Genomic DNA, 20,955 nt, shown 5'->3' on the forward strand with positions numbered 1-20,955 from the left:
TACGTCTGGGGTCTGCGACGAGTGGCCACGAAATCGTCCCCGTCCCAGGGCCGTGAGGATCGTGGCTAAATGCCGCCGTTACTTGCGCAGCGGCAGGATCCTATTTGGTCGGCGGCAAGTTCCTTGACAGTCTTCGATTGCCTTGACGAGCAGCTTCCACGGCCTGATTAGAGATCTTGATCTGTCCATGACGAACTTGGACACGACATCCTTGTAGATCGCATTCTTCACAGCAGCCGGATGTGCGCCATGGCCGTGAGCCATGCGAGCCCATCAGCGTACCGCTTGGTCGTTGGCCTCGGCCTTGAGATCCTTGATACGCCTTCTTGCCGCAGGCGTCGAAAGTCCGTGTCCGGAACGTCGGTACGAGCCGGAACTGAACCCTTGACGACGTTGAAGGCCGACTGGAAGGTCGGGCTTGCGAGAGCCGTGGCCATCGGCAAGCTGCGGCCTGCGCGGCCTTGTCGGTCATCCGGCACCTTGAACATCGCGAACATGGTCGGAGTTGTAAGGTCACCGCTGCCGTGCGTGCCCGGGAAGCGGCATGCAGAGGAAGTCGGTGCCCGGCGTCCTGCTTGGCCGCCAGGAATTCGCCCTTGGCCCAGTCGCCCATGACCTGCAGCCCGTGCCTCGCCCTTCGATGACCATGGCGGTCGCAAGGTTCCAGTCGCGGCCGGAGAAGTTCGTGGTCGACATAGTTCCGTGAGCTTGGTCATAGGTTGTCGAAGGACTTCCTTCATCTTGTCTGCTGCCGAGCGACTCTTCCGGATCGAGGTCGTTGAAGGCCTTCTTGTAGAAGTCGTGGCCCGCCAGCGGAGAGCACGATCGGCATCGAAGATCGTCGCATCCTGCCACGTGCTGACCGCCGTGCGCCGATCGGCGTAATGACGCCTGCAGCCTTGGCCTTGTCGAGCAGTGCGACCAGGTCGTCGCAGGTCTTGCCGGCTCCGTGCCGCCGGCCTTTTCGAGGGCGGCCTTGTTGATCCAGAGCCAGTTGGCCGAGTGCACGTTGACCGGAGCGGCAACCCATTGGCCGTCATAGTCGGAGAAGTTCTGCAGAGCGGTCGGGAACAGACCTTGTCCCAGCCTTCCTTGGTCGCGGTCTCGGTCGAGGTTGCCGAGGGCACCTGCCTTGCGCGCAGTCGAGAATGCCGTATATCCGAGCATCTGCGACGGCGGTCGGACGGGTTGCCGGCGGCAACCATCGGGCTCGCAGCGCGGTCATGGCTGCGGTCGCCGCCGCCGCCCGCCACCGGCACGTCGGTCCAGGCAGAGCCTGTCCTTGGACTCGAGGTCCTCCTTCAGCACGTCGAGAGCCGCGGCTTCGCCGCCGGACGTCCACCAGTGCAGCATCTGGACTTCCACGTTCACGTCGGCCGCGTAGGCCGCCGTACCTGCCATCATCACGGCAGCAACGGCTGCCGAGCCCAAAAACTTGCGCATGATATTCCTCCCGTTCGCAAGTAAAGCGGCGAGACCCTCCTCGTCCGCCGATGTCTCCCGCAGTCGAAGCGGCAAACATGCCCCGCAACTCTCCCAGTCGCGGTTGATAATTTAAAGCGTTATAAAACGAGCGGCGTCAAGTCTTTCTCGACTCGTGAGAAAAATCGGCCTTCACCGTATAAATTATTGAAAATATTTAACTTCGGCAGGCGCTTCCAGTGACCGCTTAAAACGAGATTTCCCTTCGCGTGATTGCCGCACCCGGCAATATGGTAGCCAGCAGCGGCAGGTGATCCGAGGCCCGGCGCACGAGCGGTGTCGCGGTGACCGTCGCAGATGTCACGCCAATCCCGTCCGACACGAAAATATGGTCGATCCGCAGGATCGGCAGCCGGGAGGGATAGGTCGGGCGGGGACGCCGCGCGGCGAGCAGCTGCGTATCGCGGAAATGCCGCGCCAGCATTTTGTAAGCCGGCGATGACGGGACAGCATTGAGATCGCCGCAGATGATCGCGGGAGCCGCCTGGAATTTCTGGCTTCCAATCCATTCCCTGCCGAGCAGCGTCGTCACCTGCCGCATCCGATCGATGCCGCGCAGGCCAAGATGCGTATTCAGCAAGTTCAGATGAATCCCCGCCATTTCGATCTGCACCCATATCGCCCCCCGCATCTCGCCTACGGAGGGTAACGGCCCGGCTTTCATCAACCGGGTCGGCATGGCTGTCAGGATGGCATCGCCGTACTGCTCCTCCTCGACATGCAGCGCCGGATGAAAGTGGGCCTGCATCTTCAAGAGCGAAGCGATCGCATGTGCCTGGTCGATGCCGCCCGTGCGCTTGCGGCCGACATCCAGTTCCTGCAGCGCAATGATGTCCGCGCCGGTTTGCGCGATCACATCGGCGATGCGTGCTGGTTCGATCCGCCGGTCGGTGCCGATGCAGCTATGCACATTGTAGGTCAGGATTTTCAGCTCGCTGCCGGTTGATTGCGGCGGAACGGGGGAGAATGTGCTCATCCCGGGGGAACTAGCTTTCAGCCTGTTTCGTTCCATCCCCGGAACTCCAACGAAACGGGGCATTTATGTCCATCAAACGCGTGCTTATCAATCTGGCTCTCGTCTTCTGCCTGATGCTTGCGGCCTTTCTGCTCTACAGGGTCTTCAGCCGTTACACCTTGAGCGACGTCTTGGATTCGATCGGCACGATACCGGGAGCCCGCATTCTCGGGGGCCTCGGCTTTGCGGCCGCCTCCTACCTCTGCCTGACCGGTTTCGACTGGCTGGCGCTGCGCTACGCCGGCAGGCCGCTGAGCTATCCGAGGGCCGCCATTGCCTCGTTCACCAGCCTCTCGATCGGCCATAATCTTGGCTTTGCAGCGCTGAGCAGCGGCGCTGTGCGCTACCGCTTCTATTCTCGCTGGGGCTTGAATGCCGAAGAAGTTGCAAAGGTCATCCTGTTTTGCGGCGTGACCGTAGGCATTGGCCTTTCGGCCCTTGCGGGCATCGCCCTCATCATCAATCCGCAGGATGCCGCAAATCTCCTGAAACTCGGCCCGGACAGTCTGTTCGCGCTTGGCTGCGCCTGTCTCAGCCTGCCCGTAGTCTATGTCACTCTGTCCGCCATCGTCCGCACGCCACTGCATCTTTGGAAATGGTCTTTCGAAATGCCCCGCCTGAAGCTCGCATTGGGCCAGGTCGTCATCGGCACGGTGAATTTCATCTTCGTCGCAGCCTGCCTGCATCAGATGCTGGCCGTACAAGGCCAGGCGAGCTACGTGCAGACGGCCACGGCATACGTGCTCGCCAATATCGCTGTCCTCGTTACCCATGTGCCTGGCGGTCTGGGCGTCATCGAGGCCACGGTCAGCTATGTCCTGCCCGGCGCCGCCTCGATAGGGGCACTGGTGGCCTTCAGGGTGATTTATTTTCTGGTTCCGCTGATGATCGGCCTGCCGGTCTTCGCGATCAGCGAAGTCGTCATTCCGAAGCCAAAGCAGCTACCGTCAGAAGATCGCTCTCAACAGTCGGCTCATGCGTAGACGCAGCTTGTGTAGCGGCCGGTAAGGTCGCCGCGGGTCCACGAAAGCAGTTCCGATCATCGGCGATGTCTCGCCTCTCGCAATATCGATCGCAAAGTGGCGAAGGCCGCGCTTGCGGATGTTCAGCGCCTCTATGGCATTGAGCAAGGACCGCTTCGCCGTCTCCATTTCTTTGACAGCTTCGCTCGTCGCATCGAGATGCTCGGCAATCAGCCGGTGGCGAAACGACGTTATCGCCCGCCGGTGAGCAGCACTTTCCGCCTCGATCGCCAGGTCGCACTCCGTATCGAGCCCCTCCGAACGATTGTTGAGATTCGAAGAGCCGATGCGAATAAAACGGTCGTCGACGATGATAAGCTTCGAATGGATGACAACCTCCTGCTCGCCCCCCTTCCCGTCCGGGACCACCGGGTACATCACACGCAGCCGGTCATAGCGATCGATGCGCTTCAGCCTGCGGATCAGCCGGTCGCGGTTGTGGCCCATTGCCAGCTTTTCGATCAGTCCGTGCGAGCTCTTCGTAACCAGAACAGCAATCTCCGGGCCATGCGCCTCCTTGAGGCGTTTCGCGATGACCCGCGCCACGCTGAAGGAGGCAAGATATTGGGTCTCGATATAGATGTATTTCCTTGCGGCATTTATGGCATCGCGCGTCAGCCGAAAAGCTTCAAACCGCCCGCGTTTGCCGATCCATCCTGGCTCGGTGAGTGCAATCGCCGCCGTCACATTCTCCATTTCCGGCGGGAGCGTATGCGGCCATGACATGCCGCCCTGCGGAGCTACTTCGACCAGCTTGCCGGTCGCCTGCTTCCACCGCCGGCGACACACGTCGCCGATCAGCCGCGCAGCGCTGCCTGAGACCATCGACTGCATATCATGCACAGGATCGTATGGCACACCGTCCGGAGCCTTTCGAAGCGGATTGTCGGCCCGATGATCAGGCTCGTCCCAGCGCCGGGCGGTCAAATCTACACCGCCGAGGAAACCGATGCTGTCATCGATGGAAACCAGTTTCTGATGGTGGCAGCCACGCACAGGATGGCGCAGATCGAAACGCAAGCTGATCTGCGGATGTGTGGAGAAGCCGTTTTCCTTGAAAAGCTTCAAGGATTTGCCGGAATAGACCGGCCCCATGCCCCAGATCAGTATCCGGATCTGCAGCCATGGATTTTCATCGGCAAGCGCCAGCAGAAGTTCACCAAGCGTTTCCGAGCTTTGATGTGGCCTCAGCCGGATATCGGGATTGAAATCCCAGCCGATGATCCAGATCGAATGTCTTGCCTGTCGCAGAACCTCATCAAGCGCTGCGAAATAGGCAGCGCCGTCAACCAGAAAAGCCGCCTTATCCGCTTTGCCAGCTCGCCAGACGTTTCGCCCGTTGCGGATAATGCCGCCCGGAATGACCGAAAGAGCGGCGCGGCGCCGACGCGCGACCGCCGTGATATAATCAATTGCTTTTGTTGTCTTACGGCTATCGGATACGGCTCGAAAATCGGTCATTCGCTGTCCAGCGCCCTTGAATATTATGCGCTGGAAACGCCCGAAATACGCGGCTTGTTCCCGGATGGAGCAAAAGCACCGGTTGTTTATCATGATGCCGCCGCAATCTGCTCGGCCGATGGAAGTCGTTAAATCCGCCTTGCCGCCTGCAGGCATTTGACGCGTTGCTAAGGCACCAGGGAGAAATCCACATGCGCCGATACTCAGCCTGTATCGAATGGCTGTTCGCCGAACCCGGTGACCGTTTCGAAGACCGCATCTACCGCGCCAGGAAGGCCGGTTTGCCGGCAATCGAGTTCTGGCGTTGGACGGACAAGGATCTCGGCGCGATTTCCGCTGCCCTCAAGCAGACCGGCCTCGCCGTATCCAGCATCGTGACAGAGCCGATGATTCCGTTGACAGATGCCACCAACAAGCAAAAGTGGCTGGAAGGACTGGCCGCGTCGGTAAAGCAGCGCCTTGCGCTGACGGCTGCGCTGCGCGCCGGCGCCGATGTCCTAAGGGGCACGGGTGTGCGCCTCGGCGTCGAGCCACTGAACACCCGCATCGACCACATCGGTTATTTTCTGGAATCCACCCGCGAAGGCCCTCGACATCACTGACGAGATCGATCGCCCCGAAATCGGGATCGTCTACGATATCTACCATTCGGCGGTGATGGATGAGCGAACGGAGGATGTGATCGGCGACCGGATTTCGCGCGTGTTTCATGTTCACGTCGCAGACCACCCGGGTCGCAACGAACCCGGCTCGGGCTGCATCGATCTGGCGCACCGCCTCAACTGGCTGTTCGACAGGGGATACGCAGGAAGCGTGGGACTGGAGTATCGGCCGCTTACGCAAGGCGTTGTGACGGTCAGAAATGCGATTGGCGTGCTTCGATAGTAATCCGCTTGCAAGCTGCGATGACGCGGCGCAACTCGCAAGTATATGGGTCGCGGCGGCCATTGCAGGGCGGGCCGGAAGCCTCGTTTCTTCCGACCCGCCCCGATGACGATCAGTTCGACTGCCAGCTCTTGACCAGTTCGTCGTAATTGACCGTTACCGGCTTCTCTTTCTCGTTCTCGACCTTCAATTGCGGAGCGAGGTTGCCCTTTGCGACGGCATCCTTGTTCCAGTATTCGAGATCCTGCTCTTCGGCGAGCTTCGGGCCGACATCGCCCTGGACGCCGGCGCGTTCCAGGCGCTGCAGTACCTTTTCCTGCTCGGCGCAAAGCGAATCCATGGCTTCCTGGGGGGTCTTCGCGCCCGACGAAGCATCGCCGATCGCCTGCCACCAGAGTTGTGCGAGCTTCGGATAGTCCGGCACGTTGGTGCCCGTCGGCGACCACTGCACGCGGGCGGGCGAGCGATAGAACTCGACCAGACCGCCGAGCTTTGGAGCGCGTTCGGTGAAGCTCTTGTCACGAATGGTGGACTCGCGAATGAACGTCAGCCCGACGTGGCTCTTCTTCACGTCGACCGTCTTCGACGTGACGAACTGAGCATAGAGCCAGGCGGCCTTGGCACGATCGTCCGGGGTCGACTTCATCAGCGTCCAGGAGCCGGCATCCTGGTACCCGAGCTTCATACCGTCCTTCCAGTAGACGCCGTGCGGCGACGGGGCGAAGCGCCACTTCGGCGTGCCGTCCTCGTTCACGACCGGCAAGCCCTGCTTCACGAAGTCGGCGGTGAAGGCCGTGTACGTAAACATCTGCTGGGCGATCTCACCCTGCGACGGAACCGGGCCAGATTCGGAGAAGGTCATGCCCTGGGCTGCCGCCGGAGCGTAGGCCTTCATCCAATCCAGATACTTCTGGATCGAATAGACGGCTGCAGGACCGTTGGTGTCGCCGCCGCGTGCGACGCAAGAGCCGACTGGACGCGAGTTCTCGTCTACCTTGATGCCCCATTCGTCAACCGGCTTGCCATTCGGAATGCCTTTGTCGCCGTTGCCGGCCATGGAGAGCCAGGCGTCGGTGAAGCGCCAGCCGAGCGACGGATCCTTCTTGCCGTAGTCCATGTGGCCATAGACCTTCTTACCACCGACCTCACGTCCGGTGAAGAATTCAGCGATGTCCTCATAGGCCGACCAGTTGACCGGCACGCCGAGGTCGTAGCCGTACTTCGCCTTGAAGTCTGCCTTGTTCTTCTCGTCGTTGAACCAGTCGTAGCGGAACCAGTAGAGGTTCGCGAACTGCTGGTCGGGCAGCTGATAGAGCTTGCCGTCCGGCGCCGTCGTGAAGGACTTGCCGATGAAGTCGTCGATGTCGAGGTTGGGATTGGTGACGTCCTTCCCCTCGTTCGCCATGAAGTCGGTCAGACTGCGCGCCTGCTGATAGCGCCAGTGCGTACCGATGAGGTCCGAGTCGTTGATGTAGGCGTCGTAGATGTTTTCGCCTGACTGCATCTGCGTCTGCAGTTTTTCAACGACGTCGCCTTCGCCGATCAGATCGTGGGCGATCTTGATGCCGGTGATGGCGGTAAAGGCTGGTGCCAGCACCTTCGATTCATATTCGTGCGTGGTGATCGTTTCGGAGACAACCTTGATGTCCATGCCGGCGAAAGGCTTTGCGGCATCGACGAACCACTGCATTTCCTTTTCCTGGTCCGCACGGGAAATCGTCGAGAGATCGCCGACTTCCTTGTCTAGAAAGGCTTTCGCCTCATCCATACCGGCATAGGCGGAGCCCGCCATGGCCAGCAAGATGCCTGCTGTTGTCGCTAGTAAATGCCGTCGCATAATATCCTCCCAGGGTTTGCGATCGCAGTCTTCACGTCTCAGGCGGCCAGTCCCCCGGCCATCTGTATTACCCTGCCGTCACACGTAGCGGAACACCCCGATGGCGTAGACTACGGCGAGGGCAAGTGCCCACCACAGGTTGGGCCCGACAAGGCCCAGCCATGCGAGATGAATGAATGCTGCACCGAGCAGCGAAATGAAGAGCCGGTCCCCGCGCGTCGTTTCGAAACGCAGCACGCCGACCCGCGGCGTGCCCCCCGGCGCGAAATATTCCCAAACGCTCATGCCGATCAGCAGCACGAGGATCGTCAGGAAGAACAGTGCCGTGGGCAGCGTCCACGCCATCCAGGAAAGGTTCATATCGATCTCCCTCAAACGCGTCCAAGAGCAAAGCCCTTGGCGATGTAGTTCCTGACGAAATAAATGACGAGCGCGCCCGGCACGATCGTCAGCACGCCGGCAGCAGCCAGCACGCCCCAATCCATGCCGGCCGCCGAAACGGTGCGTGTCATGATCGCCGAGATCGGCTTTGCAGCCGTGGTCGTCAGCGTGCGGGCAAGCAGCAGCTCGACCCACGAAAACATGAAGCAGAAGAAGGCTGCGACGCCGATCCCGCTTGCGATCAGCGGCATGAAGATCTTCACGAAGAAGCGCGGGAACGAATAGCCGTCGATATAGGCAGTCTCGTCGATTTCCTTCGGCACACCTGACATGAAGCCTTCCAGGATCCACACCGCCAGCGGCACGTTGAAAAGGCAATGCGCCAGAGCAACGGCAACATGCGTGTCGATGAGGCCGAACGCCGAATAGAGCTGGAAGAAAGGAAGCGCGAAGACGGCCGGCGGTGCCATCCTGTTCGTCAGCAGCCAGAAGAACAGGTGTTTGTCGCCGAGAAACCGGTAGCGCGAGAAGGCGTAGGCCGCCGGTAACGCTGCAAGCACCGAGATCACCGTGTTCATCACGACGTAGATGATGGAATTGATATAGCCATTGTACCAGGATGGATCGGTGAAGATCACCCTGTAGTTCCTGAGCGTCGGGTTCTGCGGCCAGAGCGAGAAGGCGCCGGTGATCTCGGCATTCTCCTTGAAGCTCATATTGATCAGCCAATAGATCGGCAGCAGCAGAAAGACGATATAGATCGTCGAGACGACCCAGGAGAAGTTGCCGGCGGGTTTGTATTTCATCGTGGTTTCCATGACCCTCTCCTCATGAATTCGCGTCGCTGCTGGTCATGACCGTGTAGAATATCCACGAGAGCAGCAGGATGATCAGGAAGTAGACGATCGACATGGCGGCTGCAGGCCCGAGGTCGAACTGGCCGACCGCCATCTTCACGAGATCGATCGAAAGGAAGGTCGTGGAATTGCCCGGTCCACCGCCGGTGACAACGAAGGGTTCTGTATAGATCATGAAGCTGTCCATGAAGCGCAATAGCACCGCAATCAGCAGCACGCGCTTCATCTTTGGCAACTGGATATAGCGGAAGACGGACCAGCGCGAAGCGCCGTCTATCTTCGCAGCTTGATAGTACGCCTCCGGGATCGAAACGAGACCGGCATAGCAGAGCAGCACGACAAGGCTCGTCCAATGCCAGACATCCATGATGATGATCGTGATCCACGCATCGATAGGGTCGCGGACATAGTTGTAGTCAAGCCCCATCGCTTCCAGGCTGTGGCCGAGCAAGCCGATATCGACACGGCCGAAGACCTGCCAGATCGTGCCAACCACATTCCACGGGATGAGGAGGGGAAGCGCCATCAGCACGAGGCAGACGGGAACGCCAATGCCTTTTTTGGGCATGTTGAGCGCGATGAAGATGCCAAGCGGGATTTCAAGCGCCAGGATGATGAAGGAGAACAGCAGGTTTCGCTGCAGGGCTTCCCAGAAGCGGTCGGAATGCAGGATGTCGTCGAACCAGTCGGTGCCGGCCCAAAAGAACTCGTTGTTGCCGAAGGTGTCCTGAACGGAATAGTTCACGACCGTCATCAGCGGAATGGCCGCCGAAAACGCGACGAGCAGCAATACCGGCAGGACGAGAAACCAGGCCTTGTTGTTCCAGGTCTTTTCCATGATCAGCCCTCCCTGCCGACCCGCCACGATCCGGCGTAGATGCTGATCGCATCCGGATCGAAGCTGACGCGCGCATCCGCTGGAATTTCTACATCTTCCGGCACGACGATGGCGATCGGCTGATCCGCAAACCGCGCGCGAACGATCTTTTGCCTGCCGATATCCTCGACCTTCGAAATCGAGACGGGCATGCCTTCACGGCCGAGGCGGATGAATTCGGGACGGATTCCAAGTTCGATCTTGGCCGCACCATTCGTTTTCGGCGCGTAGCCGAGATTGATCGTCTCACTGCCAATCTTGACGGTATTGCCGGCAACTTCCGCTGGCATGACATTCATCCCCGGCGAGCCAATGAAATAACCCACAAACGTGTGGCTCGGGCGTTCGAATAGTTCCGCCGGCGTGCCGATCTGCACGATTTCTCCCTCATACATGACGACAACCTTTTCGGCGAAGGTCAACGCCTCCGTCTGGTCGTGGGTCACATAGACCATCGTGAAACCGAACTGCTTGTGCAGCCGCTTCAGCTGCGACCGCAGCACCCATTTCATGTGCGGATCGATAACGGTCAGCGGTTCATCGAAGAGAATGGCGTTGACGTCGTTTCGCACCAGACCGCGGCCAAGCGAAATTTTCTGTTTCTGATCGGCCGTAAGCCGCTGCGCCTTGCGCTTGGCCCAGTCCGCAAGATCGATCATCTCGAGAATTTCGCGAACGCGCCGATCGACGTCGGCCTCCGAAACACCCCGGTTGCGAAGCGGAAAAGCAAGATTGTCGTAGACTGTCATCGTGTCGTAGATGACGGGGAACTGGAAAACCTGCGCGATGTTGCGGGCTTGCGTCGATAGCATCGTTACGTCCTGGCCGCCGAACAGGATGCGCCCGTGCGAAGGCTGCAGCAGACCGGAGATGATGTTGAGAAGCGTTGTCTTTCCGCATCCTGACGGACCAAGAAGCGCATATGCGCCGCCGTCGGTCCACTCATGATCGACTTCCTTCAGGGCATAGTCCTTGTCCGTCTTCGGATTGGGTCCGTAGGCGTGGCGGATATGGTCGAGCGTGATCCGTGCCATTTTGTCCCCCTATGCCGCTAGCCGCGTGGCGGCGATGGCGCCGCCGTTCTCGCCGAAGGCCATCAGGTGACGCGTGTCCAGGAACACGTCGACCTCCGTATCCGGCTCGATATCATGAATGCCGTGCGCCAGCATAACCCAGCGCACCCCTTCGTAATCCAGATGCACGAAGCTCTCGGAGCCGGTGATTTCGGAAATCTGCGTTCTGGCGCGAAGCTTGGGCGCATCAGCGGTCTGTGGTTCCAGCCCAAGATGATGCGGATGAAACGCGATGGTGACCGGACCGTCCGCGATTGCCGCAAGATGTGCCGGCACCGGAATACCGATTAGGCCATTATGCTGAAAGCTCGCGCCTGCTTTCGAAACCGAAATGATATTCAGCGGTGGGTCGGCAAAGGTCTTGGCCGTCACCAGATCGGTGGGCCGGCGATAGACGGAAATCGTCGGACCGAATTGCGTCACGCTTCCCTGATTGAGGGTTGCGGTATTGCCGCCGAGCAGCAAGGCTTCCGAAGGTTCCGTCGTCGCATAGACGAAAATCGCGCCCGACTGGGAAAATATCCGCGGCAGTTCCTGGCGCAGTTCCTCGCGCAGCTTGTAGTCAAGATTGGCAAGCGGTTCATCGAGCAGCACCAGGCCTGCATTCTTGACAAGGGCGCGCGCAAGCGCGGTCCGCTGCTGCTGCCCGCCCGACAGGTTGAGCGGAGTACGCTCGAGATAAGGTGTCAGCTTCAGGAGTTCGGCCGCCTTGCGCACTTCCACATCGATCGTCTTCGCGTCCCGGCCGGCGATCCTGAGCGGCGAGGCGATATTCTCATAGACGGTGAATGCGGGGTAATTGATGAATTGCTGGTAGACCATCGCGACATTGCGCTGCTGCACCGGCACGCCGGTCACATCGGCGCCATCGAAATGGATGGAGCCGCTGGTTGGACGGTCAAGTCCAGCCATGAGGCGCATCAGCGACGTCTTGCCGGAGAGCGTCGGTCCCAGCAGGACGTTCAGCGTACCCCGTTCAAGTGTCAGATCGGTCGGGTGAATATGGTATTCACCACCTACCATCTTAGCGGCATTCCGCAATTCAAGCATTCCGGTTCCCGTGCCTCCTCACGACGGGGACGACATGGCGCTTCATCCCGCAAGTTGCGCAGGGATCGCGGCCATGTACTCCTCCAATTTCTGTACTTCATCCATCTGCAGATATAGCCCGTTCTTGGTCCTTCGCCACAGGATGTCTTGAGCGGTGACGGCCCATTCGTTGCGGACGAGATAGCGGACCTCGGCCTCGTAGAGATCGGAACCGAAGCAGTGGCCGAGATCGGCGATAGATTTAGCCTCTGCGAGCAGGCTTGCGGCGCGTGTACCGTAGCGGCGCACCAGCCGGCGGGCATGGGCCTCGGCAAGGAACGGATAGTCCGCTTTCAGCTTGCTCACCTCGGCCGCATAGCCCTTGACCGGGAAATCGCCGCCCGGCAGATGGCTCTTCGCCGTCCACGGGCCGCCCTTCTTGCCGACCGCCTCGCCGATCTTTTCCAGCGCATGCTCCGACAGCCGCCGGTAGGTGGTCAGCTTGCCGCCAAAGACATTGAGCAGCGGCGCCTCGCCACCTTTGCCTTCGAGCTGCAGCACATAGTCGCGCGTCGCCTCCTGTGCCTTCGAGGCGCCGTCGTCATAGAGCGGCCGCACCGCCGAATAGCTCCAGACGATGTCGTCCGGGGTCACCGGCGCGTTGAAATATTCGCTGGCGGCGGCGCAGAGATAGCCGGTCTCCTCTGCAGAGATGTGCACATCCTTGGGATCGCCGCTATAGTCGCGGTCGGTGGTGCCGATCAGCGTGAAGTCGTCCTCGTAGGGGATGGCGAAGATGATGCGGTTGTCGGGGTTCTGGAAGAAATAGGCGCGCGGCCCCTCGAACTTCTTCTTGACGACGATGTGGCTGCCCTGCACCAACCGCACATGGCGGGCCTCGGTCTCGCCAAGGGCTGCACGCAGGACCTGGTCGACCCAGGGACCGGCGGCATTGACCAGCATGCGGGCCTGATGCCTGCGCCTTTCGCCGGTCAGCATATCGCAGCTGTCGATTTCCCACAGGCCGTTCTCGCGCCGCGCCGCCACCACCTTGGTGCGCGGCATGATCAGCGCACCGCGGTCGGCGGCATCGCGGGCGTTGAGCACCACCAAGCGGGCATCGTCGACCCAGCCGTCGGAATATTCGAAGGCCTTGGCAAACACCGGCTTCAGCGGCCGGCCCGCCGGATCGCGACGCAGGTTCAGCACGGCGGTCGGCGGCAAAAGCCTGCGGCCGCCAAGATGGTCGTAGAAAAACAGCCCCAGCCTGATCAGCCAGGCCGGCCGGATGCCGCCCTTGTGATAGGGCAGCACGAAGCGCAGCGGCCAGATGATGTGCGGTGCCATCGCCCACAGCACCTCGCGCTCCATCAGCAATTCGCGCACCAGCCGGAACTCGTAATGCTCCAGATAGCGCAAGCCACCATGGATCAGCTTCGTCGCCCCAGACGACGTGCCAGAGGCAAAGTCGCCCATCTCCGCCAGCGCCACCGAATAGCCGCGTCCAGCAGCATCCCGGCAAATGCCGCAGCCGTTGATCCCGCCGCCAATCACGAAAAGGTCGTGATGTGTTTGGCCCACTTTACCCCTCCCCGTGCGCCGCAGTCGATTTGCGCAAACCGCACAAATCGAAACTTATTGAAGTAAAAACGAAAACCATTCGCGTGTCAAACGAATGTTTCTCGCATCAAGGCAGGATAAGAAAAAGCCGCCACCCGATCGGGTAGCGGCGCATTATGAAGCGGGCGAGAGCGCAGGAAAACCGGCATGAACCGGGCTGTATTCCTAGCCCTCCAGCCACTTTACCTGTTCAGGCGTAAGCTCGATGTCGAGGGCCGAAAGACTATCTTCCAGTTCGGCGATCGTGCGCGGGCCGATCAGCGGAATGACTGGGAACGGCTGGGCGATCACATAGGCGAGCGCGATATGGATCGGGTTTCGGCCGAGCTTTTTTGCCAGTTCATTCGCGCGGTCGCGGCGTCCGAAATTGCGATCGGAATACCAGCAACGAACGATTTCCTCATCATCGTGCTTGTCGCGTCCTGCCCGGTCAGTGAAGAAGCCGCGGCCCTGGCTGGACCAAGCGAAGTTCGGAATCTGCTTTTCGTTCAGCCACTTCTTCCATTCGTCGTCCGAGGCCGCGACGCATCCGGCCCAGATCGGATCGAGCATTTCGGCCAACGAAAAGTTATTGGAAAGCGCCGCAGGCGCTTTCTTGCCAGTCTTTGCCGCATAGGCCATTGCCTCGTCCATCCGCTCACGGGTCCAGTTCGAGCCGCCGAAAATCCCGCGGATGCGGCCGCGATTGACTTCGGCATCCATGGCATCGACGAACTCTCCCACCGGAATACCGGTATTGTCCCGATGCATGAAGTAGATGTCGACATAGTCCGTCTTCAACCGCTCGAGCGACTGATCGAGTTGCTTGGCGATCATGTCCGGATAGCAGAGCGGCGAATGCGCCCCCTTGCCGATCAGCACGATCTCGTCACGCGAAACATTGCGGCTCGTGTGCCAATCGCCGAAGATACTCTCCGTCTTGCCGCTTCCGTAAACATAGGCCGTGTCGAAGACGTTGCCGCCCGCCTCGTAGAAGGCATCGAGCGTCAGCGAGGCGGCCGCAAAGTTCGCAAAGAACTCGAAATCCAAGCGTTACGACGGAGGCTGGTTTAGAGATGCCTGGTATCTGGCGATGCGGAATGCTGCTGCCAGGCCGGACTGCTCCGCCCGCAATATTCGTGGTTCGCTTTGACGCCTTCTCGACACCATATTCGAGGCCGACAGAGGCCCGCCATTTGATCGAGAACGCGAAGATTGCCGGTGGAATCGGCCCAACTCATGCCCGGCGAAGCGAATTCCTTCTCGCCGGCGCGGATTGCATCTCCAGCCGCGTCGACTTCGAAGGAATAGAGCCAGCGGTCTTCCTTGACCTCGATCGTTTCCTGCTCGGCTCCCTTGAAAATCTCGACCGTGCCGACGCCGCCCTTGTGACCTGAGGCGAACCAGAAGTCCTTGACCTCGATGCGGCCCTCGGAGCCGATGACGCGAAGCGTATTGTCCTGCTGGGCCATGATCGAGCAGGAGACTTCGGCAATGATGCCGTTTTGGAATTTCAAGACGGCGGAGGCCCATTCGTCTACGCCGGACTGTCCGAGGTGCGCCACGCCGGAAACCTTCTCCGGCTCGAGGAACGGCTTGCCCTCAACCGCGCCGGCGATCAGGCGCGCCATCGAGACGGGGTAGCCACCGACATCCAGAATGCCGCCGCCCGCCGTATCGTTGGCGAATAATCGATGCTCGGGCTTGAAGCTGCCCATGTTGAAGCCGAAGCTTGAGCGGATGATGCGCACCGTCGCCGATCACGCCGCTTTTCACCAGTTCGACGATCTTCGCCGTCTGGGGATGCAAGCGGTACATGAAGCCCTCGCCAGCAAAGACACCGGCCTTCCGCGCTTCATGGTAGATCGCTTCCGCATCGAAGGCCGAAAGCGCAATCGGCTTTTCCACCAGCACATGCTTGCCAGCGCGAATCGCCTTGATCGCCCACTCGGCATGGCCGGTATGCGGGGTGGCTATATAGACGGCGTCGATCTCCGGATCGGTCAGCAGCGCGTCATAGCCCTTAACGATGCGGGCGCCGGGAAAGCCATCGCCAAGGCCGGGCTTTTCCGGATTGCGGCTCGCGATCGCCACCAGTTTACCCGTACGCGAATGGGCAATGCCGTCTGCAAAGGTGCGGGCGATGGTGCCGGGGCCGATGATGCCCCAGCGGATCGGTTGTTCTGAACTCATGACTATTCCTCTTTCGTATCTTCGTCTTGGGAGCGGATTTCGTCAGCGCAAGCGATTGCCTTCGCTGTCGAACAGGAAGGTGCGTTTTGCCGATAGCGCGACGGTGAGCGTGTCGCGATCGGCTGCAGAACGGGATTCCGGACGTTCGATGATGAGGGGCTGGCCGCCCGCAGCGGTCGCATAGATGTAGCTGGTATTGCCGAGGTGTTCGGCAACATCGACCGCGACGGTGAGGTCGGCGTCGCCACTGCCCTGGTCGGCAAAATGCTCGGGCCGCACGCCGAGCGTTACTTGCGCCCCTTTTTCGGTTGCCGCCAAAACCGGCAGCGTCAGGCGGACGTTCCTGTCGCCCGCCAAGGCGACCGTCACGTTCGATGCATCGCTTTCAACAACCTCTGCCGCCAGAAAATTCATCTTCGGCGAACCGACGAAACCGGCGACGAACTGGTTAGCCGGATCGTCGTAGAGATCGAGCGGCGCGCCGATCTGCTCGATGTTGCCGGCGCGCAGCACGACGATTTTGTCGGCAAGCGTCATCGCCTCCGTCTGATCGTGCGTGACATAGATCATCGTCGCGCCGAGCTGCTTGTGCAGCCTGGAGATCTCCACTCGCATCTGCACGCGCAGTTCTGCATCGAGGTTCGAGAGCGGTTCGTCGAAGAGGAAGACCTCGGGCTCGCGAACGATGGCGCGGCCGATCGCAACACGCTGGCGCTGGCCACCGGAGAGTTGCTTGGGGCGGCGTTCCATCAATTCCTTGATCTGCAGGATCTCGGCGGCGTGGCGCACCCGTTTTTCGGTATCCTCTTTCGGGTTGCCGTTCATGCGCAGGCCGAAAGAGAGGTTGTCTGCTACCGTCATATGCGGGTAGAGCGCATAGGACTGGAAAACCATGGCGATGCCGCGGTCGGCGGGCTCGACATTGTTGACGACCCTGCCGCCGATCGTGATCTCGCCCTCCGAGATATCTTCGAGCCCGGCGATCATCCTGAGCAGGGTGGATTTTCCACAGCCCGAAGGGCCGACGAAGACGACGAACTCGCCGTCGTTCACGTCGAGATTGGCGCCATGGATCACGCCGAAGGCGCCAAAGCGTTTTACAACATTCCTGAGTGAAAGCTCCGCCATGCGGCCTCCCCTATTATTTGATTGCGCCGGCCGCGATGCCGGCGATGAAGTGGCGCTGCAACAGCACGAAGACGACGAGGATCGGCGCGGTCAGCAACATCGCACCCGCCATGATGCCGCCCCAGGAGACCTTGGTGAGGCCGATCAGCGTTCCAAGAGCCACCGGCGCCGTCATCATTCCGGGCCTGGAATTGATGAGCAGCGGCCAGAGATAGTTGTTCCAGGATGCCAGGAAGAGAATGATCGAGAGCGCCGCCATTGTCGGACGGGCAAGCGGCAAGGCGATGCGCAGGAAGATCTGCCACTCCTTGACGCCTTCGACGCGGGCGGCATCGAAGAGCTCGTTCGGCATCATCGAGAAGGACTGGCGCATGAAGAGCACGCCCAGCGAATTGAAGAGCGGCGGGACGATCAGCGCCACCCAGGTATTCGCCAGCTTGAATTCACGCGCCACCATGATGAATTGCGGGATCACGACGACGGCGAACGGCAAGGTGATCGTGCCGAGAATGATGGCTGTGACGACGGAGCGGCCGGCGAATCGATAGCGGGCAAGCGCCCAGCCGGCCATCGATGTCAGGAGCACCGACAAGAAGGTGTAGATGACCGCGACGGTGATCGAGATGAACATCGCCCGGAGAAAATTCGTATCAGCCTCCAGATTCTCTGAAATTCTCAAAGAAATTCGTCGATGGCCAGAGCACGATGTCCGGGCTGAAGATGCCATTGTCCGGCATGGTCGAGAAGACGAACATCATCCAGAGCGGAAAGAGCCAGATGATGGCAAGCGGCGTCAGCGCGATATGCAGCGCAATCTTGCGCATCAAGAGGGACTGCGACTTGGACCTCGACTTCATTTCGGCTCCCTCCCCACCCAGAGATTGAAAAGCGAAATCGCAATCGCCAGTGCGGCTATCGTGTAGGCGATCGCCGACGCGTAGCCGAAATTCAGCGATGTAAAGCCCTGCCGGTAAAGAAGCAGGCCGAGCGTTTCCGTGCCCCCGCCCGGGCCGCCGCGATTGGTAATGAGGAAGGGTTCGGTGAAGAGCTGCATCGTGCCGATCACCGACAGCACCACGCAGAAGAGGACGATCGGCTTCAGGAGAGGCAGGGTGATGTGAAAGAACTGCTGTACCTTGCTGACGCGATCGAGCGTCGCAGCCTCGTAGACATCCTCGGGGATCGACTGCAAGCCGGCTAAGATGATGATCGCGTTGTAGCCGGCCCAGCGCCAGGTAACGGCGATTATGACGAGGGCCATCGCCGCATTCGCATTGTCGAACCAGGAAACGGGAGCGATGCCGACCGAACCGATCAGCTTGTTGACGATGCCGAAGTCGATGCTGAACATCAGCCGGAAGACGGCGGCATAGGCGACCTCGCCGACGACGACGGGCGCGAAGAAGGCGAAGCGGAAAAGAGACCGCGCCTTCAGCAGCGGCGAATTCAAGAGCACCGCCATGACGGTTGCAAGCGCAATCATCACCGGTACCTGGATGACCAGGATGATCAGCGTGTTGTAGAGCGCGTTATAGAAAGCCGGGTCGCCGAAAAGGCGCCCCCAATTCGACGCAAGGCTGAATTTCCAGGGATTGACGCGCGTATTCTGGAACGAAATCAAGAACGAGTTGATGATCGGCCAGACCCAGAAGGTCGCGAAGACCAGCAGATAGGGCGCAAGGAACGCATAGGCGCTCCGGGTCCTGAACGGCATTTATTTCCTCCTCACAAGCAAAACGAGCCACCTTGTCGGTGAATGCCGGGCGCGCATCAGGCGCCCGGCGGGTTGCTCATTCTGCGATCGGAAGGCCGGTCGCCGAGGCGATCTGGTTGGCCGCATCGTCAAGTGCAGCTTTCCCATCCGGATAACCGCCCGCGAAATACTTCGTCTGCGCTGCCTTGTAGATCGCGTCCGCATCGCTCTGAAACGCCGTCCCGCGGCTCGGCACGATCTTCGGCAGCGTCGAAAGGATATCTGCCCAGACCTTCTGTCCGCCCCAGTAAGGCAGCGGCTCGTTGACGAAAGGATCCTGGACGGCCGACAGCAGCGAAGGGACGAGGCCGAAGGACTTCAGCATCGTGACCTGGCCCTCATTGGTTGCCAGCGCATAGTTCAGATAGGCCCAGGCCGCTTCCTTGTTTTCGGAATTGGCGTTGATGGCGAGCGACGAACCGCCGAGGTTTGCGGCATGCGGACCGTCAGCCGTGAGGCTCGGCATCATGTAGACGCCCCATTTGCCGGAAAGGTCTGGAGAGCCTGAGCGTATCGTGCCCTCGTACCAGCCGCCATACATCTGGCTTGCGACCTTGCCGGCGGTATTGGCCTGGATTTTCTGGTCCCAGATGGCGGCTGTCAGCGTACCGGCGTCCTTCATCTGCTTGACCTTTTCGAGGGTCGCGACGCAGGCCGGCTGGTTGATCGTGATCGTCTGGCCGTCGGTGGAGAAATAGCCGCAGCCCTGCTCGTTGGCGATCATCCGGAACCACTCGCTATCGCCGTTGAAATCGGCCTGGGCCATGACGACGCCGGGATTGGCTTCGGAAATCTTCTTACCGGCGGCGATGAAATCGTCCCAATTCTTGATCGTTGCCGGATCGACGCCGGCCTTTTCATAGAAATCGCGGCGGTAAAAGACGGCGACCGGGCCGGAATCCCACGGCATCGCATAGGCGACGTCATCCACCTCCAGCTCGGTGCGTTTGAAGTCCGGGAATTTCGCCTGGATTTCCGCCGTATAGCCGAGATCCTTCAGGTTGGCGAAGCAGTCCGGGAAGCGGTTCCAGAAGATTTCCGCCTCGAAATTTTCGATCGTCACGATGTCCGGCAGGCCGTCGCCGCCGGCTGCGCAGCCGGCAAGTGTCTTGTCGAAGACTTGGCTGTTCCCGAGGTCTTCGACCGTGACCTTGATATCGGGATATTGCTTGTTGAAGCCTTCGAGCGTGGATTTCAGCGCCGATGCCGCGACGTTCCAGCTCCAGATGGTGAGATTGCCCGACTGCGCGAATGCGGAACCGGAAGAAAGCAGTGCGACCGCAGCGGTCGCACCGATAAGTTTGAAGCGCATTGAAAATCCTCCCTTTTCAATTGCCGTCCTTTAGCGAACGTGGCTAAGTTATCTGTAAGGGAGCCGCTGTCTCCTAAAAAGGGAATATCAATTTGGCGGAAAGTAAGGTTGCCAGCAGAGCCATCTATCAGCCGGGCGCAAGCAGCATCGAAGGCTCGCCGACAGAGCTGCAGCTGTTTCATGCCCATCCACCGGTGATGGCAATGCCGCACTGGCATGCGCAGGTGGAGGTGAATTACATCATGCGGGGCACTGTGCATTACCGCATGAACGATCACGAAATGACGCTCAAGGCTGGCGACATGTGCCTCTTCTGGGGCGGCCAGCCGCATCAGATGGATGAATCCTCGGAAGATTCGCTCTACGCAGGTGCCCATTTGCCGCTTGTCTATTTCTTCCGTCTTCGCCTTCCCGCTGAAATCTCCAGCCGCCTGATGAAGGGCTCGACGCTGCTGACGTCTGCCACCGATGCCGCGGACAAAGAGAACTTTTCCCGCTGGTTCCGCTACGCGAATTCGGGCAATCCGGCAAAGGCGCAGCATGCCGTCGACGAGTTGTTGCTCCGTATCGAGCGCATCGCATTCGAACCCTATTCGATGACGGTCGTCGGCTACGGTGGAACGGAGGCCGATCAGCCCCATGCGCAACCGTCACGCAGCATAGTCAGGATGTGCGATTTCATCGCCGCCAATTTCATGGAGGACATCGACACCGTCGATATCGCCCGGGCGGCGGACCTGCATCCGAAATATGCAATGAACGTCTTCAAGAAATCGACTGGAATGACGCTCAGCAAATATCTCAATCTGCTGCGCCTCTCCCGCGCCCAGGCGTTGCTGATGGCCGACGATACCAATGTGCTTCAGGTGGCGATGGACAGCGGTTTCGGCTCCATCAGCGCCTTCAACAAATCCTTCCGCCACATCGCCGGCATGTCGCCCTCGGACTTCCGAAGAGACATTCGCCTCGCCACATCCAGCGGCGCACCGGCAAGCTAGGCTGGTTCCCGTCCATAAACGATAAACTTCTGAAACTGTGAAGAATCACGATA

14 protein-coding genes and 4 pseudogenes are annotated in these 20,955 nt (G+C 60.0%); 3 read left to right on the forward strand and 15 right to left on the reverse strand.

What is annotated here, in order from left to right:
• Window positions 1-78: 78 nt before the first annotated feature.
• Both ACW4PC_RS11710 and ACW4PC_RS11715 read right to left on the reverse strand, forming a co-directional pair.
• A pseudogene (locus tag ACW4PC_RS11710) lies at window positions 79-1,443 on the reverse strand (ABC transporter substrate-binding protein).
• Between the two features lie 226 nt (window positions 1,444-1,669).
• Window positions 1,670-2,458, reverse strand: a complete 789-nt coding sequence (locus tag ACW4PC_RS11715; protein WP_455873933.1) for an endonuclease/exonuclease/phosphatase family protein — start codon at window positions 2,456-2,458, stop codon at window positions 1,670-1,672.
• A 65-nt stretch (window positions 2,459-2,523) separates the two neighbouring features.
• Between ACW4PC_RS11715 and ACW4PC_RS11720 the strand changes: the two genes are divergently transcribed.
• Window positions 2,524-3,480, forward strand: coding sequence for a lysylphosphatidylglycerol synthase domain-containing protein (locus ACW4PC_RS11720; protein WP_455873934.1), 957 nt, complete (start codon window positions 2,524-2,526; stop codon window positions 3,478-3,480).
• Here ACW4PC_RS11720 and ACW4PC_RS11725 read toward each other — a convergent pair.
• Window positions 3,445-4,980 (reverse strand): phospholipase D-like domain-containing protein, encoded by a 1,536-nt coding sequence (locus tag ACW4PC_RS11725; RefSeq protein ID WP_455873935.1) that lies wholly within the window; start codon window positions 4,978-4,980, stop codon window positions 3,445-3,447. The two genes, ACW4PC_RS11720 and ACW4PC_RS11725, sit on opposite strands and share 36 nt — an antisense overlap.
• A 191-nt stretch (window positions 4,981-5,171) precedes the next feature.
• On the opposite strand from ACW4PC_RS11725, the pseudogene ACW4PC_RS11730 reads away from it, so the two are divergent.
• A pseudogene (locus ACW4PC_RS11730) lies at window positions 5,172-5,865 on the forward strand (TIM barrel protein).
• A gap of 112 nt (window positions 5,866-5,977) precedes the next feature.
• Here ACW4PC_RS11730 and ACW4PC_RS11735 read toward each other — a convergent pair.
• From ACW4PC_RS11735 to ACW4PC_RS11790, 12 genes and pseudogenes are all read right to left on the reverse strand, one after another.
• Complete coding sequence (locus tag ACW4PC_RS11735) at window positions 5,978-7,702, reverse strand: ABC transporter substrate-binding protein (protein ID WP_039846210.1); 1,725 nt, start codon at window positions 7,700-7,702, stop codon at window positions 5,978-5,980.
• 78 nt (window positions 7,703-7,780) lie between these two features.
• Window positions 7,781-8,062: a DUF2160 domain-containing protein gene (locus tag ACW4PC_RS11740; protein WP_455873936.1), complete on the reverse strand. Its 282-nt coding sequence runs from the start codon at window positions 8,060-8,062 to the stop codon at window positions 7,781-7,783.
• A gap of 11 nt (window positions 8,063-8,073) precedes the next feature.
• Entirely contained in the window at window positions 8,074-8,901 is an 828-nt protein-coding gene (locus ACW4PC_RS11745) for a carbohydrate ABC transporter permease (RefSeq protein WP_074069775.1), read from the reverse strand.
• Between the two features lie 10 nt (window positions 8,902-8,911).
• Complete coding sequence (locus ACW4PC_RS11750; protein WP_022716001.1) at window positions 8,912-9,778, reverse strand: carbohydrate ABC transporter permease; 867 nt, start codon at window positions 9,776-9,778, stop codon at window positions 8,912-8,914.
• A gap of 2 nt (window positions 9,779-9,780) precedes the next feature.
• Window positions 9,781-10,851 (reverse strand): ABC transporter ATP-binding protein, encoded by a 1,071-nt coding sequence (locus ACW4PC_RS11755; RefSeq protein ID WP_455873937.1) that lies wholly within the window; start codon window positions 10,849-10,851, stop codon window positions 9,781-9,783.
• 9 nt (window positions 10,852-10,860) lie between these two features.
• Entirely contained in the window at window positions 10,861-11,940 is a 1,080-nt protein-coding gene (locus ACW4PC_RS11760; RefSeq protein WP_455873938.1) for an ABC transporter ATP-binding protein, read from the reverse strand.
• A gap of 42 nt (window positions 11,941-11,982) precedes the next feature.
• Window positions 11,983-13,500: a glycerol-3-phosphate dehydrogenase gene (gene glpD, locus ACW4PC_RS11765; RefSeq protein ID WP_455873939.1), complete on the reverse strand. Its 1,518-nt coding sequence runs from the start codon at window positions 13,498-13,500 to the stop codon at window positions 11,983-11,985.
• Window positions 13,501-13,704: 204 nt separating this feature from the next.
• Window positions 13,705-15,711, reverse strand: a pseudogene (locus ACW4PC_RS11770) (aldo/keto reductase).
• A gap of 42 nt (window positions 15,712-15,753) precedes the next feature.
• Entirely contained in the window at window positions 15,754-16,839 is a 1,086-nt protein-coding gene (locus ACW4PC_RS11775) for an ABC transporter ATP-binding protein (protein ID WP_455873940.1), read from the reverse strand.
• Window positions 16,840-16,852: 13 nt separating this feature from the next.
• A pseudogene (locus ACW4PC_RS11780) lies at window positions 16,853-17,696 on the reverse strand (carbohydrate ABC transporter permease).
• Complete coding sequence (locus ACW4PC_RS11785; protein ID WP_455873941.1) at window positions 17,693-18,553, reverse strand: carbohydrate ABC transporter permease; 861 nt, start codon at window positions 18,551-18,553, stop codon at window positions 17,693-17,695. The pseudogene ACW4PC_RS11780 and the gene ACW4PC_RS11785 overlap by 4 nt, the downstream one beginning before the upstream one ends.
• A 76-nt stretch (window positions 18,554-18,629) precedes the next feature.
• Complete coding sequence (locus ACW4PC_RS11790; protein WP_455873942.1) at window positions 18,630-19,904, reverse strand: ABC transporter substrate-binding protein; 1,275 nt, start codon at window positions 19,902-19,904, stop codon at window positions 18,630-18,632.
• Window positions 19,905-19,990: 86 nt separating this feature from the next.
• On the opposite strand from ACW4PC_RS11790, the gene ACW4PC_RS11795 reads away from it, so the two are divergent.
• A complete protein-coding gene (locus ACW4PC_RS11795; protein ID WP_194730243.1) occupies window positions 19,991-20,902 on the forward strand; it encodes a helix-turn-helix domain-containing protein in 912 nt (303 codons plus the stop codon).
• The last annotated feature ends 53 nt before the right edge of the window (window positions 20,903-20,955 follow it).

It is taken from the genome of Rhizobium yanglingense (genome assembly GCF_977109285.1).